This is a genomic window from Kothea flammea (genome assembly GCF_052161645.1).
GTDB lineage: Bacteria > Planctomycetota > Planctomycetia > Pirellulales > Pirellulaceae > Laterigemmans.
In genome coordinates this window covers 6,600,449-6,618,084 of sequence record NZ_CP197414.1, presented here as the reverse complement: position 1 = coordinate 6,618,084, position 17,636 = coordinate 6,600,449, and the positions used below count along the sequence as shown (strand labels likewise).

11 protein-coding genes are annotated in these 17,636 nt (G+C 56.2%); 3 read left to right on the top strand and 8 right to left on the bottom strand.

Translation table 11 applies throughout. From position 1 onward, the window contains the following. The first annotated feature begins 112 nt into the window (after positions 1 to 112). Both SH139x_RS24660 and SH139x_RS24655 read left to right on the top strand, forming a co-directional pair. Positions 113 to 2,638 carry a PSD1 and planctomycete cytochrome C domain-containing protein gene (locus SH139x_RS24660; protein ID WP_488352401.1) on the top strand — a complete coding sequence of 842 codons (2,526 nt, stop codon included), beginning with the start codon at positions 113 to 115 and terminating at the stop codon, positions 2,636 to 2,638. Positions 2,639 to 2,643: 5 nt separating this feature from the next. Continuing rightward, positions 2,644 to 4,089: a DUF1501 domain-containing protein gene (locus SH139x_RS24655; protein WP_488352400.1), complete on the top strand. Its 1,446-nt coding sequence runs from the start codon at positions 2,644 to 2,646 to the stop codon at positions 4,087 to 4,089. Here SH139x_RS24655 and SH139x_RS24650 read toward each other — a convergent pair. The 5 genes from SH139x_RS24650 to SH139x_RS24630 form a co-directional block, all read right to left on the bottom strand. Next, positions 4,086 to 4,877 carry an Fpg/Nei family DNA glycosylase gene (locus SH139x_RS24650; protein ID WP_488352399.1) on the bottom strand — a complete coding sequence of 264 codons (792 nt, stop codon included), beginning with the start codon at positions 4,875 to 4,877 and terminating at the stop codon, positions 4,086 to 4,088. The two genes, SH139x_RS24655 and SH139x_RS24650, sit on opposite strands and share 4 nt — an antisense overlap. A gap of 73 nt (positions 4,878 to 4,950) precedes the next feature. Continuing rightward, positions 4,951 to 6,105, bottom strand: coding sequence for a pectate lyase (locus SH139x_RS24645; protein ID WP_488352398.1), 1,155 nt, complete (start codon positions 6,103 to 6,105; stop codon positions 4,951 to 4,953). Between the two features lie 348 nt (positions 6,106 to 6,453). After that, positions 6,454 to 7,734 (bottom strand): S41 family peptidase, encoded by a 1,281-nt coding sequence (locus tag SH139x_RS24640; RefSeq protein ID WP_488352397.1) that lies wholly within the window; start codon positions 7,732 to 7,734, stop codon positions 6,454 to 6,456. Next, on the bottom strand, positions 7,727 to 11,797 hold the full coding sequence (locus SH139x_RS24635; protein ID WP_488352396.1) for a DUF6797 domain-containing protein: 4,071 nt from the start codon (positions 11,795 to 11,797) through the stop codon (positions 7,727 to 7,729). Before SH139x_RS24635 ends, SH139x_RS24640 begins: the two co-directional genes overlap by 8 nt. A 107-nt stretch (positions 11,798 to 11,904) precedes the next feature. Further along, on the bottom strand, positions 11,905 to 13,254 hold the full coding sequence (locus SH139x_RS24630) for a thioesterase, FlK family (RefSeq protein WP_488352395.1): 1,350 nt from the start codon (positions 13,252 to 13,254) through the stop codon (positions 11,905 to 11,907). A gap of 245 nt (positions 13,255 to 13,499) precedes the next feature. Here SH139x_RS24630 and SH139x_RS24625 point away from each other — a divergent pair, with 245 nt between their 5' ends. Further along, a complete protein-coding gene (locus tag SH139x_RS24625; RefSeq protein ID WP_488352394.1) occupies positions 13,500 to 13,778 on the top strand; it encodes a hypothetical protein in 279 nt (92 codons plus the stop codon). A 27-nt stretch (positions 13,779 to 13,805) separates the two neighbouring features. On the opposite strand, the gene SH139x_RS24620 is transcribed toward SH139x_RS24625, so the two are convergent. From SH139x_RS24620 to SH139x_RS24610, 3 genes are all read right to left on the bottom strand, one after another. After that, a complete protein-coding gene (locus SH139x_RS24620; RefSeq protein WP_488352393.1) occupies positions 13,806 to 15,488 on the bottom strand; it encodes an endonuclease/exonuclease/phosphatase family protein in 1,683 nt (560 codons plus the stop codon). A gap of 105 nt (positions 15,489 to 15,593) precedes the next feature. Continuing rightward, complete coding sequence (locus SH139x_RS24615; RefSeq protein WP_488352392.1) at positions 15,594 to 16,484, bottom strand: purine-nucleoside phosphorylase; 891 nt, start codon at positions 16,482 to 16,484, stop codon at positions 15,594 to 15,596. Further along, on the bottom strand, positions 16,484 to 17,323 hold the full coding sequence (locus SH139x_RS24610; protein WP_488352391.1) for a purine-nucleoside phosphorylase: 840 nt from the start codon (positions 17,321 to 17,323) through the stop codon (positions 16,484 to 16,486). Before SH139x_RS24610 ends, SH139x_RS24615 begins: the two co-directional genes overlap by 1 nt. Between the last annotated feature and the right edge of the window lie 313 nt (positions 17,324 to 17,636).

Below are 17,636 nucleotides of genomic sequence, written 5' to 3'. Positions count from 1 at the left end.
GCTGTCCGGACGCTAGACTTGGGGTTAGTTCTAGCCGTCAGATAGCGAGCCACCGCTGGCAATTCTTTCCAGCGGCGTTTTTTCGCCGACGTACTCCCCAGGGTTCGAGTCGATGCGCCAGATCGCTGTTGCTGCCATCTTGACCATCTTGCTGCTCGCCCCCAGTCACGTAAGCCATGCCAGCGAACCGCCGCCGATCGACTTTCAACGTGATATTTGGCCAATTCTGACCGCCCGCTGCAACGGTTGCCACGGTGAAAGTGCCCAGGAAGGCCAACTGCGTCTCGACGCCAAAGCGATCGCGTTGCGTGGCGGTATCTCGGGGCCGGCGATCATCCCGGGTGAAGCCCAAGCCAGCTTACTGTTGGCTCGCATCTCGGGCGCGGATGATGGCGAACGCATGCCACTCGATGATGAACCGCTGAGTGACCAGCAGATCGCCTTGCTTCGTCGCTGGATCGAGTCGGGCGCCAACTGGCCAGACGCTATTGGTTCGGAGGCTCAGGAATTGGAACCGCATTGGGCTTACATTCCCCCGATGAAAGCGGCGCCCCCTGCAGTCTCTCAGCCCGACTGGGTTGCGAGTCCGATCGACGCGTTCGTGTTAGCGCGACTCGACCGTGCCGGACTTGCCCCCTCGCCACCCGCCGACCGGGCAACCTTACTGCGCAGGCTTTCACTCGATCTGCTCGGCATTCCCCCAACGCTCGAACAACTTGACGCATTCCTGGCTGACGCCAGCCCCGACGCTTACGAACGAGCTGTCGACCAATTGCTAACTTCACCTCGCTACGGTGAACGCTGGGCGCGACAGTGGCTTGATTTGGCTCGCTATGCAGATAGCAACGGTTACCAGGCGGATCAGTACCGCACCGTCTGGCCATACCGCGACTGGGTCATCCAAGCAATGAATGAGAACATGCCGTTCGATCGTTTTACCATCGAACAACTCGCCGGCGACCTGCTGCCACAACCAACTCTGCAGCAACAAATTGCCACCGGCTTTCATCGGCTGACAACTTGCAATGTCGAAGCGGGGGTCGACCCCGAGGAAAATCGCGTCAACCAAGTGATCGACCGAGTTAACACGACTGGCTACGTGTGGCTCGGCAGCACGATCGAATGCAGCCAATGCCATAATCATAAGTATGATCCTTTCAGCCAAGCCGATTACTATAGATTCTTTGCTTTCTTTAACAACACACCGCTGGAAGTCGAAGGCGATGGTGTGACGTATAACTTCATCGGGCCCATGCTGGAACTGCCGCTGGCCGACGAACAACTGGCCCGCCGCGAAGCCTTGCAAGCACAACTTTCGTCCGCCAAACAAACGCTCGCCGCGGCTGTGAAAATTCGCGAACAGGGCTTTGAAGCTTGGCTCGCCGCAGTCAGTGATGATGGGACGTCGCCCGCTGAACACGTGCCTGCTGAGATTACCAAGCTGCTGGAAATTCCCCAGCAAGAGCGAACCGGGCAGCAACACAAACAGTTGCGCAAACACTATCTGGACATCGAACCTGCGATAGTCGAAGCACGCCAAACGGTCGCCACGTTTCAGGCAGAGCTCGACGCGATCAAACCGATCACGTCGTTGGTGATGATTGAACAAGACCAACCACGCGAGACGCGGATTTTCCTGCGCGGTAACTTCCTCACCCCGGGCAAAGTGGTTGAGCCGGCGTCGCCAGCGGCCTTGCATGCTTGGCCTGCGGACTCCCCGCCAAATCGTCTCGGGCTGGCCCGTTGGTTGGTCCAACCAGGCAACCCGTTGACGCCGCGAGTGGTGGTGAATCGATGGTGGGCGGAATTCTTTGGACGCGGCCTGGTCGCGACGCTGGAAGACTTTGGTTCGCAGTGCGAGCCACCGACACATCCCCAGCTGCTCGACTGGCTGGCACGCGACTTTGTCGAACATGGTTGGTCGATGAAACATGTTCATAAAAGAATTGTGATGTCCAGCACTTATCGCCAATCATCCCGCCTCCGTCGCGAACTGTTGGCGGTTGATCCGGAGAATGAATTGTTGGCCCGCGGGCCCCGCTTTCGCTTGAGCGCCGAGATGATTCGCGACAACGCTTTACACGCCAGCGGCTTACTGTCGGGAAAAATGGGAGGGCCGCCGGTTTATCCGCCGCAACCCGATGGACTTTGGCGACATGTTGGCCGCAATGCTCCCAAGTACGACACCAGCCAGGGAACCGATCGCTTTCGTCGCGGCGTGTATGTTGTCTGGCGACGGAGCGCGCCCTACGCCAGCTTTACCAATTTTGATGCTCCCGACCGCGCCGCGTGCGTCGTCCAGCGACCGCGCACAAACACCCCGCTTCAAGCCCTCACGTTGCTCAACGATCCTGCTTATCAAGAGATGGCCCTGGCCTTGGCCAAACGCATCGCCGCCTACCCCACGGCAACGCCGCAAGAAAAAGTCGAGTATGGTTTTCGCCTCTGCGTCTCCCGCCGACCGCAAACGCACGAAGCCAATTTGCTCGCCGCAGTCTATCATCGCGAACTCGAGCGACTGCGAAACGATCCGCTAGCGGTGCAGAAATCGACTGAAGAGCAGAACGCCGATTTGGCCGCTTGGTTGTTTGTTGCCAACATTCTCCTGAATCTCGACGAAACCATCACCAAGGAGTAACGCGGGTGACTCGCCACAACGTGCTGCACAGCCTCCATCGTCGTCAGCTGTTTCAAAACACAAGTCTCGGCCTGGGTTCGATCGCCCTCGGTTCGCTCTTGGCGGATACTTTACCGGCCTCCGATTCGATTGGCGGTCAGGCTCCGCAGGCAAATCAAGATCCACTGGCGGCGCGACTGGGACACTTCCCCGCCACTGCCAAGAATGTGATCTTCTTGCACATGGTTGGCGCTCCATCTCACCTTGATCTGTTTGAAGACAAACCGCTGCTGCGTGAGAACGACGGTCAGCTGTGCCCGGACGAATTCCTGGAGGGACAGCGTTTTGCCTTCCTCCGCGGACACCCCAAACTGCTCGGCAGCCGCGTCAAATTTCAGCAGCATGGCGATTCGGGGCTGGTACTCTCTGAATACCTGCCTCACTTGGCTAAGGTCGCCGACGAGATTGCCATGGTCAAAACGGTGCAGACCGAAATGTTTAACCACGCCCCCGCGCAACTCTTTTTTCAAACCGGCTTCGGGCGCTTCGGGCGACCGAGCGTCGGCTCCTGGGTCAGCTACGGGTTGGGGTCGGAGAATCGTGACCTGCCCGCCTTTGTTGTCTTGATCACTGGCAGCGTGGCGGGCGCCGGCAACAGCTTGTGGGGCAGCGGTTTCCTACCAACGGTCCATCAAGGTGTCGAATTTCGCGGCAAAGGGGATCCGATTCTCTTCCTCTCCAATCCAGCGGGAGTGAGCGACGCGGACCGCAGACGTCTGATCGACGACCTCAACGCACTCAACCAACACCGCCTGGCCGACGTGGCCGATCCTGAGATCGCCACGCGGATCTCACAATACGAGCTGGCCTACCGGATGCAATCCTCCGCCCCCGAGCTGATGGAACTCTCCCAAGAGTCGCAGGCGACACTCGACATGTATGGTGCCAAACGGGGCGGCAGCGGGTTTGCCAACAACTGCTTACTTGCTCGCAGATTGGTGGAACGTGGCGTCCGGTTTGTGCAGCTGTTCGATCAAGGTTGGGATCACCATGGCGGCGTGTTTAAGAATCTGCCGAACAAATGTAAACAAGTCGATCAACCAATCGCCGCGCTGATCCAAGATCTCAAGTTACGGGGTTTGCTCGATGAAACATTAATCGTCTGGGGAGCGGAGTTTGGCCGCACTCCACTGCTGCAAGGTGACGCGGGGAAGGCTGCCGGTCGCGACCACCACAAAGATGCCTTCTGCCTGTGGATGGCGGGGGGCGGAGTTCGCGGCGGTGTCACGGTCGGCAAGACAGACGAACTCGGCTACTTCCCGGTTGAGGATCCCTTTCATGTGCACGACGTTCACGCCACCATCTTGCATTTGTTGGGGCTCGATCACACGCGTTTAACTTTCAAACATCAAGGCCGCAACTTCCGCTTGACCGACGTCGCCGGCAAAGTGATCAAGCAGATTATCGCTTAACAAATACCTTGACACTTGCGACACACGTACAAGTCGCGACTGGCAACTTTCAATTTCTCAATCGCGCCGTCGCACTGTGGACAAAACTCTTTTCCGTAAATGCGAAATCGCTCTGGATTCGTTAACTTTGACAGTGGCTTGCCCGCTTCTTGCCGGGTCACCGTGATGATCTTGCCATATTTCAATCCGGTCCGCATCATCTTGACCAAGCTCTTCCAGAGCGAGTCAAACTGCTTACGGTCCAGCGACTCTCCCGGCGTCAATGGATTCATCCGCAATTCAAACAGCAACTCCGCGCGGAATATATTGCCAACTCCGGCAATAATCTGTTGATCGAGCAGGATGGCGCCAATCGGTCGTTTGCAGGTCGAGACCGCTTCCCAGACATCATTCGCTTTACCTCCGGCCAACGGGTCTGGACCAATCTTGGCAAGCACCCCCTGTCGCATCGCACCGTCAATCACGCGGCAGGTCGTCGGCCCCCGCAAGTCGATCGCCCGCGAATTACCCAGCATCCGCATTCGCACAGCTCCCACCGGTTCAGGCGGGGGCGCCGGGTGGATCTTGAAACTGCCATAGCGTCCCAAGTGAACTTGCAGAAAGATGTCATTGGGAAAGTGATAAAACAACTGCTTGCCAACCGCCTCCACCCGTTCCAGTCGCAACCCGTCGACGCGCGCCGCATCCTCTGCAAACCGTCCCTGTGGACTGCTCACCCGGACGCTGTTACCAGCAAATATCTCTGTTTGCTGATTCGCTAAATAGTGTGTCTTGTGGCCTTCCGGCATTTCTTGCAAAATCCTAAGGGACGATAACAAAGCGAACGATGGCTTGGGAGCGGTGAGGTACTATCGTCACCAGTCAACCGCCCCGCAGGTAGTCACACAACTTAGCTACGTTCACGTTAAATGTGTGACTGGAGATGTACCGAAAACCCAACGGAAACTTTGGCTGCCCCATCAAATGCTCGCCAGCGAATACATCAACCCAGCGTCCTTGGGCATCAAGCTGCTCGATCACCCACCGCGTGCCCTCGAGGTCAGCCGGGCGAACCTTGGACCGCTCTAAAGTGCCACCCTGCTGCAAAAAGCGGTAGTCACGCTTAATGCGATCGAGCTGCGAAGAAACCTTCCAATTGTAGTGGCCGGGCACATCGCTGTCGTCGTAGGTCAACTGATACTTTGCATCCATGTACAGTGGGCGATTCGATTTCAGCTCATAAAAACGCGCCAACTTACCGTCGGGCAACAAACAATCTCGCTGCAGATAATTAATCGCCGCGGGTATTGGCTCAAGATACTTGTGCTGACCCGTGTGGCGAGCAATCTCAATTAGCGCGCGCATCACATCTTGGGACTCACTGCCGGTGATCGCCGGCGGCTCGAACTTGCGGGCCCACATTGGCTGCATGGCATAATTATATTGTTGACACCAGGCCGGTTGCGGCGCTGGCATTTGTGCCCTGACCAGAAAATCTCCCAACTTGGTTACCGCTCCCGCGTACTTTTCATCTCCATATATCTCAGCGGCAACGATCAACGTTTCCACGACGCTACCAGCCAGCCCGTCATTCAAAGTATAATAATTCCAATACTCTTTAATCCTACCTTCAGTTCGCCAATCATAGTCGGGGTAATTTGCGGACAAAACGGGCTGAGCGGCAACGGGCCCCGACCAGACTTGCGGAAACGCGCCGCAGTCGAATTGGGCATTGAGTAGTGCCGTCAAACCAAACTCGGTCGCCTCATGGATCTCCGCGTGACGAAAGTCGAGCGCCTTGTCTAGTTTTGCCAAAAAACGCAGCGCCGCTTGCGTTTGATCGTCATCCAACGAAGAGTTGTTCCAACGACCACCCTTGGATTTGCGGTATTGTCCCATCCGTCCCCGCTCGGGCGGCTGGAAATGGATCACCTGCGTCCAACCTCCCGAACGCAGTTGGCCCCGCACCAAGGCTTCCCCCGCCTCGCGAGCCGCAGCGAGGAAATAAGCATCCCGGGTGACCTGATAACAACGCAAGTAGCTTTCACCGACGGAGGGTGTAGCCGGCGGCTGGACAACAATCGTGGAGCTATCGACTTTTCCTTCGCCCCAAAACTGGGTTAGGTCCTCGCTGCAATAGTAAACGTAACCACCCTGGTTGGCGACCTGATTCCGAAAAAAAAGTTGCGGCCAACTTCAAACTCTGCCGCACCTGTTTATCGGTCAAAGTGGTTCCATCACTCTGCGCCTCTGCGACATGGTCAGTTAACGCTGAAAGCAACGCTATCGTAATAACCAAAACTTGAATTCGCATCGCTCATTCCCCGTTGAACTTATTGCCAGGCTTGCCGCCAACCGGTCAACGAAAGATCCAACTGCTGGGCGCTAGTTTTTGGCTCGCATCATCTCAGCTGCCGTCTCAAGTGCCCGTTCCAATTGAGGATCAGCTCCGGCGGCATAAGGCAGCGGACGTTCAACCACGACCGCAGGCTCAACGCCTTTACCCTCGAGACGTTGCTCGTCAATCCAAACATTTGCGACTGCCAAATAAAGCACATCGCCGTTTTCTAGCAACCGTGGGCTCCCCGCCATTACGGCACCCGCGGTTCGGCTCCCCACGATCTGCCCAAAACCATGCTTCTGGAAAACGAAACTCAACATTTCTTTCCCTGAAGTGCTGCCCTCATTGACCAACAACACCACGGGCCGAGCCCAAACCCCGTCGAACGTTTGCTTTTGGCCCTGACGTCCAGTGCTGCTGGTTCGCGCGAGTGGCTCTCGAAAAATATTCAGGTACTCCAAGCTGGCTCCCCCCCAACCATCTCGCAAATCCAGCACGACGGCATCGCAGTCTTTCAGATCACCCCACAGCAGCTGCTGTTTCATAATCTCATGATACCGCGAACCGGCGTAACTCCAGAGATGCAAGTAGCCGATGGAATGCCCATCAATCTCATACTTGCGCACGCTGGCTCGCAACGCATCCTCAAACAGCGTGCGTCCATTTAAGGTCTGAACATCGACGGCTACCGGTATGAGATCGGCGGTTGCCTGACGCCGCACTTGCAGCGAGACTGTCTGACCAGATTTTCCCTCCAGCGACTTAAGTCCTCGCCACGGTTGCCCATCGAGCGAGACAATTTCATCTCCATAAAGGATGCCAGCAGTCGCGGCCGGAGTACCGTCGTAAACACAACGCACAAAGTCACGTCCGTCTTGGCGAACTGTCTCCAAGCCAATTCCCTCGTAAAGCAACCGCTGATCATTGCTCTCAGAAACCAGGAATTCGAAAATACCCAACAACTGGTAATGCCTCGGATCTGACTTAGGAAAATAAGCGGTGTGCGACGTTTTCAACCGCCCCAGCATCTCATTGACCAACCGAGAAAACGCATCGACCTCAATCTCGGCGCTCCGCTCGACAAACTCCTTCCGCAACGCTATCGCGTCGAGCCCACGTAACTCTGGATCGTAGAAATCCTGCTCCACGATATCCAAGATTTCCGCCACGATCGCGGCACGTTGCGGTGCTGTCTCCTGAGCGGACACCTTCTCAATCGATGCCGCAAAGCTACAGCAGACACTCAACATAAAAGTCAATAATTGCTTCAACATTAAATTCATCGCTTGGTAAGTCCAACGCTTGGTAAGCACGAGTTCAATCATCGATCGCCGGCACTTTACCCAGCTGATGAACCGTGTTGTGGATTGTACCACTGAAATCGCGACCGTCGGCCGACTTTAGCTGATAACGAATTTCCATCCCACGCGTCGGTTTCAAATCGGGAATCGCCAACCGCAGCCGATGATCATCGTGCAACACTGCCTGGGTTAAAGGCAAAGTCTTTTCATTGTAGTGGGCCGAACCGTACTGCTTGGTACGTTTGAGATCCCACACCGTCACTTGAAAATTCCCAGCTTGCTCGGCCACATCTCTTGCAAGCGGTTGACTGAATTCTAATTCCACGCCTCCCTCGATCGCGCGAATCTCCAGCGGCAAATGAAATTCATTGCCCGTCGCCCGAACCCGGAAAAAGCCACCCGGCTCCTGCTGGCTTCCAGCCCAAGAATACATCCCGCTTAAATACAGTTGACCGTCCGCAGGGTGAAAACGGCCGCGAATGGTGCCGGTGGGAAATTGAGGTATTGGCAGCTCGATCATGCCTCCCTGGATTTGACCGTTCACCGTTTCGTGCGGGACCAGGAACACTTTTCCGTAGCCGTAAGAGAGGTTCAGCAAGCGGCCATCGAGCGGCCCCCAGCGTTCACTGTCAACCCACAGCAACTCTGCCGGCGAGCGATCAAAAGCATTGGTAATCCAACACAACGGTTTCTCCATCGCCTCGTCGGATTCATCAACAACATCATGGTATCCATACATGTTGCCGTAAAAGCCCCCCGGTTCGACCCAGTTGATCCGGTTTTTTGGATTCCAGTGACCTTCTTGATCGGTCACGATAAAGGTCCCATCGGGATTCAAGCAAACTCCGTTGGCCGCTCGAAAACCACTGGCCACAATTTCGGTTTTTAATCCGTCGGGAGTAATCTTCAGCAATGTTCCGTGGTGGGGCACCACGGCCTTGAGGGCATGCCGAGCCGATTTGGCATAATAGAAATTGCCAGCCTCATCAGTCTGCAAGCCCATCGCGAATTCATGAAAGTGATCTGTCACCTGATGATCGTTATTGACACACGCGTACCAATCAATCGCGTCATCACCATTCAAATCATGCAAGCGACAAAGTTGATCGCGACAAGTCACATGGATCACATCATCGATGATTTTCAAACCGAGCGGTTGGAATAGCCCCGAGGCAATGCGTCGCCACTTCAGCTGTGGCGATGTTTGCTGATCCAATTGAGACAAGCGGGAGACCAACCACACGTTACCGTCCCAATCACAGACCGCCGCGCGGTCGCCGTCGGCGTAGAAATCATGCCCCGTCAACCGCATGCGGCAAAGCCAAGGATTAACAATCGGATAGCTGAGCACGTCGACGGCCAGCGGCCCATCTGACTCACCAAGCTCCACCGTTGTCATAACCTCACCGGGCCACCGGGGAGGCCCGCCTGCAGTCAACGCGGTCAAATCGAGTGACGGGTTGGCGACGTTAATCTCAGCTAACACCCCTTTCGCCTGATGCTCGGGAGCAAGCTGAGCGAGCCAGAGCGTAAACCTGAGGCGATTCTCCCCAGCCGGAATTCTCAACAATAAGTCACCATTGGCAGCAGGCTCCCAAACGATACCAGCGACATCCGCCGGCCGGTCACTGGCCAAACCACACAGCAATGCCCGCTCCGCAGTTGGCTTATGAATCGCACCTGCCAAGTCTCGCACCACGCTTGCTGGCATTGCCGATCCACCATCGGTTGCGACCGCCTCGCCAGCAGCACCTTTCAATGACCAACGGGCTACCAATTGCGAGCTATCGGGGGCATCCGCGGACGCTTTTCCGTTGACCAGTTGGTTATCGAGCGAACGGATTTCAGCGGGCTCCAATGCGGCTTGCCAGAACGACAGTTGCTTCATCGAACCTTTAAATACGGAAGTCTCGGGAAAGTTCTCCGCCGTGAATCCAATCCGTGCGACTTGATCTCCCCTCAGCGACATTGGTCGCAGTTGGCCACCCCCGGCTGGTCGCCCATCGACAAAGAAACGCAGGCGATGATTCTCGGCGACATAAGTAACTGCCACGTGATGCCAAAGACCATTGTCGATTCGGCGATCCGAGCTGACCGCGCCCACCCAGCCAATATCGAATGTCAACCGGCCGTCCCGGACAAACAAACTTTTGCCATTTTTCGCCCACTCCGCTTGATCGCGAGTCTTGCAGAAGATCGTCCCATCTTTAGTCGTTCGAATCGTGGCATGAATGGTATAATCTTTGGTATCCATCTCCAAAGCTGCCGCATCATTAATTTGCAGAAACGTATCACCGTCAAAAGTAAATTCCTGGGGAGCTGAGACCGGACGAGCGGCCTGCTCAGCCATGTGCCATAAACGAACATTAGTTAGATAGCCAGACATCTCCGTATCGGCAGCTAGCTTTTTCAGGGGGCGATCAGCCAAGTGCGAAGCGCGAGTCACACGCAGCAGCATGTCTTGAGCTCGCGGTCCTATTTCAAAATGCCTCGCCGGCAGCGACACGGGCCCCGATAGTTGGCCGGCCATCTCCAAGACTTCCGTTTTTCCCACCGTGTAATCAACAATTGTTTGATTGCCGTGATAGTACATCCCGCGATACTGGGCCCAATCGCGAGGAAGCGGACCATAGCGTCGTCCATCACGACCAACGAGCCGCGGATCGACGAATGAATCGGTGCCGGGGCGGGCCCAGCCTGGTCCCGTTGGATTAGCCGTGGTTATCTCGCCCACCACACGTGGGTGAATATTGTGCTGGCCGTTGAAATTGATGCCACGATAGTCAATGAATTGTTCACCCGTCCAAGTTGCCGCGACTCGCAACGTATCAAAATCAAAAATTGACCAAGCGTTTCCCCTGGATACTCCGCCTGGGCCCGGGTCGAGCCGCACCGCGTTCCCTTTATAAGCGAAATTGTCACCATCGTTGCCAATCTCATAAGTGGCGATAAGATTGGGGCCATAATCCATCTCCTCCCAGGGTTGACTCTCGCTGGGAGCTGGGCCTTTTGAGCTGCCGACGGGAAGTGTCGCTAGATACTCCGGGTTGGTAAGAAAGTACTGGCTGGGATTATGCGGTTTTAGATACACCTCGCGAATATAGTGAATCACATCATACTTTTGACTCGGCACCATCCAGCTCTGCGGCACCATCATGCCAAAGCCCCGAGTCAGTGTCTGATACATGGTAAAGGGGTCGCTTCCATTCTTAAATTTGCCCGTGCCAAACCGGAGGCTGGTCGGCAGCGAACCTGGTTGCTCCAGGGTACCATGACAGTTGGCACAGACGCGTCCGTAAATCGCAGCACCACGCTCCAAGGATGCCTCATCCAGGCCGGTGATCATGCCAGCGTGATCGATGTCAGCTTCATATTCAGCCAAGGGTGCTGCCGCATAGGCGGCCGGAGGTGGTTGCAACTGTTTCGCGCGTGCTTCGCCTCCGTCGCGAATCTCAATCAGATAGCGAATCAAATCCAGGAACTGCTGTTTGCTCGCCAACGCGTTCACTTGACCAGCCGGCATTGTGGAAGTCGCCGAGGTGCTTTCCGACTCGACTTCAGCCAGTGGGATCGTGACCGGCTGAAAATCTTTGGCCGCGTCGAGCAGCACCAGCGATGTCGCAAATCGCTCGACCAATCTGCCTTGAAAAATCCTGCCATCTACCGTGCTGATCAGCTGTGTTTCGTAACCCTTTTTAATCACTTTGGCTGGCAACAAAATGGCCTCGACCAGCTCTACATCGGTTGGCCGGGGCTCCATGTTCGTCAAACTGGGAGCCAGCAGATTTTGCTCGCCCGCCGAGACGTGACATTTCGCACATGCCATGTAAGGCTGATAAAAGAGAATCGCTCCCCGCTGGGCGTCTCCCTGCGTGACCGCTTGCTGTGCCAACGCGGTTGTCGGCGTTGCTAGCAGGGTTTGCTCCAACTGTTGACCGTTGGCCACCGCGGGATAACTGACGAGCAGCACAAACAAGCACGCTAGCCAATACCAACAGGGCAACCCAAAACGGCGAGCGTACCTCAGCCTGTTGGCAAGCGGCGCGGATTGTTGGTTGGATAATGTTGTCTGAGCATGAAAATTCACGGGGGACTCCGTGTTCTGCGGGCAGGAAAGTGTCGAAAGTAAAAAAGTACCGTTTTGCGGTTTTGGCGCTAGCCACCGTTTTGCGGCTAACAGTATTCGCGTATCGGTTAGGCGTGATAACGGGGTGGTCGTTTTTGTTGAAAGGCGGTGATTCCCTCGCGAGCGGCTGGTTGATCAAGGCAACGAATATATGCTGCCGTATCAGCTAAGAAGGCTGTCTTGGGTTGCAAACCCTCATCGGCGTGAACCAAACGCTTGGTCTCCCGCAACGCATCGGTCGGTAGCGCCAGCAGGGCATCGACCCACTGTTGAGTTTCAGCCAGCAGTGAATTGGCGGCTGTGAGACGATGCACCAGCCCCCATTGGTGAGCTTGCCGAGCCGAGATGGGACTGCCCAACAGACACATTTCTAAAGCCCGCGATTTACCAATTAAGGCCGTTAATTGAGCAACACCGTAACCGGGGGGCCAGCCGAGCAAAATCTCCGGCATACCAAAGCGGGCTCCGTGGCTGGCAATCCGGAAATCACATGCCGCAGCCGCCACGCAACCAGCTCCCAGCGCTTCGCCATCAACCATCGCGATGAATACTTGCGGCAATTGCTCCCAGCCCAGATAGATGCGTGCTTGGCGATAACTCAGCTGTCGCGCCTGCTCTATCGTCAAGGTGCCGACTTCGGGCACATCGTCGCCCGCACAAAAGCTGCCTCCCGCACCCTTGACCACCACGATCCGAATCTCTGGATGTGTCAGCAAATAGTGATTCAACTGCTCCCATTCGGCCGTCATCAACGTGTTCACCGCATTCTTTTTTTCCGGCCGATTGAGCGTAACCGTTGCCAGCGGACCCGAGATCTCTAACTCGAGAGTCTCCATGCGGGGGACTGCGGCAGCTTGCGAGCGATTGGAGTTCATGGCAACTGCTTGTGACGGGGAGGAGGCGGTTTGCGAAGCGGCCGGCAGCGTGGCGATTCCATCCATCCAACTTAACTGCTGGGTTGAGGCTTGGATGCCGGCAGCTTTCTCATGAATGCGCTGGGCGACGCGATCCAAGCGAACCACGGCGCGTCGATGCGTGCCACGGCCAATTTGTTCGTGCCGATCGTAGGCGGCGATGTCAAACTCAACCAGACGCCCGTTGATCGCCGTGACGGTTGCGACCCCGCGAACCTCCGAGCCAATGGGAGTCCCCGCCAAATGCTCCACTTGCACCATCGCCCCCACCGATTCTTCGCCCGCTTCCAAGTAGGGTTCGAGCACTTTGCGGGCGGCACGCTCCATCAACAGGATCATGTTCGGAGTGGAAAACACGACCACCGAAGTAGCGGGGCGTTGGCTCTCGTGGAGCACCAACCCCTGCCGCAGCGACGGGGGCGGGTAGCCCAAATGAATCGTGTGCTCGGCGGCGACGTGCCACACCAGCTCCGCGGTCGTGCCGACTGACAAATCAGGACGCATCAGGCAATTCACTCATTCGAAAAACAGAGGACAGCTCACCGATCATTTTTTACGCGAATCCAATCTTAGTCGAACCCACCCTCAATTTCCTACCGCTCGCATTCCACCACGGCACATCACTTGCATTGAAGCCAGCCAGCAAGACGTCCCAGCAAGAGACCGGCAGTGGTGATTCAGTCTTCCCCCTGGTTGCAACCACACTTTCGGTTGCTGGTTAAAAGTTTCGGTAGCACAGCGAATAAAGGTTGCTCACCAGGAAGTACTCGGTTGAGGCGTATAATCTTCGCATCGAGCTGGATACGAAAGATTGCGAATTGTCGGCTAGCGAAATCACGCGTCTGGAGCGGGCGTTGGAACCGCTGCGGAAGCCGGTGGAAAAGTTCCGGGATCGCCCCAGCAACGTGCCGCTGGGGACTTGGCTGGAACAACTGATCGATCCCTCGCTGCGGCAACTCAGTCGCCACACGTTGGACGAACTCGAGATCATCAGCTTTACCCGCTCGGCCCGCTCCGGAGGCGAGTAGCGAGGCTGCTGTGGTAACAGGTCAATTTCATACAGGTTCGAGCCAGGAAAGGTCACGAACAATGAACTGCCACGCGCCCTCATGTTGTCCAAATTCTCCCAAGAACTTCATTTCCGCACCAAGCGGGAATTTGTCGTAAATTTTCAGCCGCAAGTCTTGATCAAAAGACCAGACCTTATATTCATCTTCGAAGACTTTGATCACAAATGGTCTCTCGCCAGAGACGATCGCTTTCACCAAGAACACTTGGCCAACATTATCGACATCCTGAATCATCTCGTCGGAGCCAAGCGTCTCAGTTGATGGTACCGATGCCGCGGAAATTCCGCTGAAGTTCACAGTCGTCCCATTCAACTCGGCCGCTGTTTCCGAAGGGCGTCCGGGTTGGCTGAGCTCCACCAAGCGGTCGCTATCGCCGGTTTCGACAAGACGAAAACGGGCGTAAATGGGCAGGTGATCAGAAAAACCTGTGCCCGCGTTATTAACCCAGTTCCAACGCAGCGGCATGCCGCTGCCAACCTGAGCGTTCACACCGGGGAAAGCGGCGACTTGCTTACTGTTGTCGACATACTGAACACCACGAAAATCATATAACCCGCGAGTGATCATCATCTGCATCAACGTGCCCCATTGTCCCCGATAAGTGTCACTTCCCCGTTGCAACGGAGGCAGTTCATACCAGAGGTTATAGAGATCAGGCCCAGCGATCTCGCGGATCGCCATTTCATCCCCCTGACTTCCCAACGTATCATTGACTGCCGTTGGTTTGAAATCAGGAAAGCGTTGCGATTGGTTGTAGTGCGAGTTGTAATCTCCACCAAGCACCACGTCGGCATACGGATCATCATTGAGGATTTCAGTCAAGCGATCACGCACCGCTTGGGCATTCTTGTTTCGGATGCGCTCGGATTCTTGATTCGAGGCTCCAGATTTCCAGTGAGAGTTAAGCGTGTGTAGGGTATGCTCGCCAACTTGGTGGATCACTTCCAAGGTTCCCCTGGCACCGGCCGATTGATGAGTGCGAAAATCGGCTATGGGAAACCGCGAAAAGGTCGCGTTGACATGCGCGACCGTGCGACCAGTCGGATCTTCGCGAAACTCCGCAACCGCCACGTTGTAAGGGCCCAAACCTTGATCTTGAAACGCTTTCAACAGCAAAGCTTCCACCGGTAAATCTTGGATATCCGGGGAGACTTCACCGCTCAACATCTCCTCGACCGAAAGCTGCTGATAAGGCTCCAGTAGACGTTGGTAGTCAAGCGGACGAGCGGCGGGCGAACGGTCGTATTCTAGTTCTTGAAACAACACGATTTCTGGGCCGCGGCCAGCTTGGAATTCCCGCAAAATCCGCGTCACCGCTTGGACTTTCTTGAGCAGGTGAGCCGGTCCGTATTGGGGCGGCAAGTAATCTTCAAATACCGCCTGGCCGTCGATATCAAAGAGATTCTCCACGTTGTAGGCCATGATCACGAACTCCCCGTCGACACTCGCTGCCGGGGGAGCAAATGCACTCTTTCGCTTCTCGGCAGCCACGGGCGAGTCGGCCAGAGGTTGGGACGATGCGTTCGCGCCACTCGTTTCGTTCTCGTCACTCGCGGGAGGCCTGTGATCGCAACCGCCGATGACTAGCACGCCAACGACGAGTCCCGCTGAAAGAATCGCGGCAAGGTTGCAGTGGAAACGGGAACGGCCCCCAAATCGCAATGTCATGGTTTGTTGTTTCCTGTTGGATGAAATCGTGGATCGAAAGCGGAACCGTGGCTAGCGCCAAAACGGCTAACGCAACCGTGGCTAGTGCCAAAACGGCTAACGAGTTTAGCCACACTGCACCACCGCGCGGACTAAATAGCTCATGTTGGGTTCCGCTTGCCGACCGATCTGCAGCACTTCTTGATGTAAGGTTTCTTGCGGCGCGTCAGGGCGGGCGACGTTGCTGATCATGGAGAGTGCTAAGACCCGCATCCCTAATTGCTGAGCCATCAAGACTTCGGGAACGGTACTCATGCCGACGCAATCGGCGCCGATACGACGCATCATGCGATACTCGGCAGGTGTCTCATAACTGGGACCGAGGGTTGCCAAGTAGGTCCCTTGATGCACCGCGAAATCGCCCCGCCGACCAGCCGCCAACGCCAAATCGGCCAACTCCGCGTCGTACGGCTGACGGCCCCGCGCCAACACCCCGACTGCCGCCGCCGTGGTGTTCACAGCAGCAGTCGCGGTAGCATCGTCAACCTGCGATTGAGCGAATCCTAAAACTGGCGAGCCAAGCCAATTAATATGATCGCGAATGACCATGATATCGCCAACGGCGAAGTGATGGCGCAAGCCTCCGGCGGCGTTGCTAGCGATCAGAGTGCCAGCGCCGAGCGCCCGCAGGACGCGTATGGGGAAAGTGACTTGGGCAACCGACCAACCTTCGTAACGATGCAACCGCCCAGCGAGGGCGACGACTGGGACGCCCGCCAACAACCCAGTTACCAACTGCCCGGCATGTCCTGCCGCCGTGCTGGGCACAAAATTGGGCAGATCGCCAAAATCGATCCGAGTGGCAGCGGTGATCTCATCGGCCAGCCCGCCGAGACCACTCCCCAGCACGATGCCAAAACGCGGCTGAAACGCGCCGATCCGCGAGCGAATCACCTGCAATGTCGTTGCCAGAGGATTCTGCTTGTCACCCAAGTCATCACTGTGCGGCGTCACCATCAAGCGATCCTGGTTTGTCCAATCGTTTCGACAATTTCGCGCACCAGCGTCCTCAACTTTGGCTCGGCGCCGTTGGCGACTGCGATAATCTCTTCGACGTTTGCCGGCTTCAGCGCGTCGGGCAGACACATGTCGGTAATTACCGAAAGCCCCACCACTTTCATGCCGCTGTGAATCGCCACAATCGCTTCGGGAACGGTGCTCATACCGACCACATCGGCGCCAATCAACCGCAGAAAGCGATACTCGGCTCGCGTTTCTAGATTGGGCCCCGCCACGGCCACAAAAACTCCCTTGTGGGCCACAATGTCGTTGCGCCGCGCGCTGGCTAAGACTTGATCGACCAGCTGTAAATCATAAGGCTCCGACATGTCAGGAAAGCGAGGGCCGAGGCGGTCGTCATTGATGCCAATCAGTGGATTATCGCCGAGCAAATTAATCTGATCTTCAATAACCATGATATCGCCATTGCTGAAGTTGGGATTCAACCCACCGCAGGCGTTGCTGACCACCAACGTGCCGGCACCCATCGCTTTGAAAACGCGCACGGGCAACGTAATTTGTTTGAGAGGATACCCCTCATACATGTGAAAGCGGCCTTCCATGGCGACCACCGGGACGCCCCGCAAATGCCCGCAGACCAATTGTCCACGGTGGCTGGTCGCCGTGGAGTTGGGAAAGTGGGGAATCTCGCTGTAAGGGATCACCACGTCGGCGTCGATCTCGCTGGCAAACCCGCCCAAGCCGGTGCCGAGAATGATGGAGACCAGCGGCGTCACGTCCCACTTTGAGCGCAAGAAAGTAACGGCGTCGTTGATTTTGTCGTACAAGTCGAGCATGGCAGTCCAGGCCGCGAAAATGAGAGTAAAAATGAAATCCAGCTTAGAAATGTTGAGCCAACGCCGACATGATAAGCCGCCAGAATCGTCCGAGTCAGGGGTGTCCGCCGCGCCCGCCAGAGTGACTGAAAGAATTCTTTCATTTCATGGAAGATATCGAGCAAAGCTTGACGGAATTCTCGCAAGAATTCGTCCCTCCGCGAGCTGGCAGCCCGCTAGCACTACCCGTGCTTCCTGCGGCAGCTGGCGTTGGTACCCAGCTGGCGTTGGTACCCAGGGGGCGTTGGTACCCAGGGGGGTAGTCAGTTGGTAT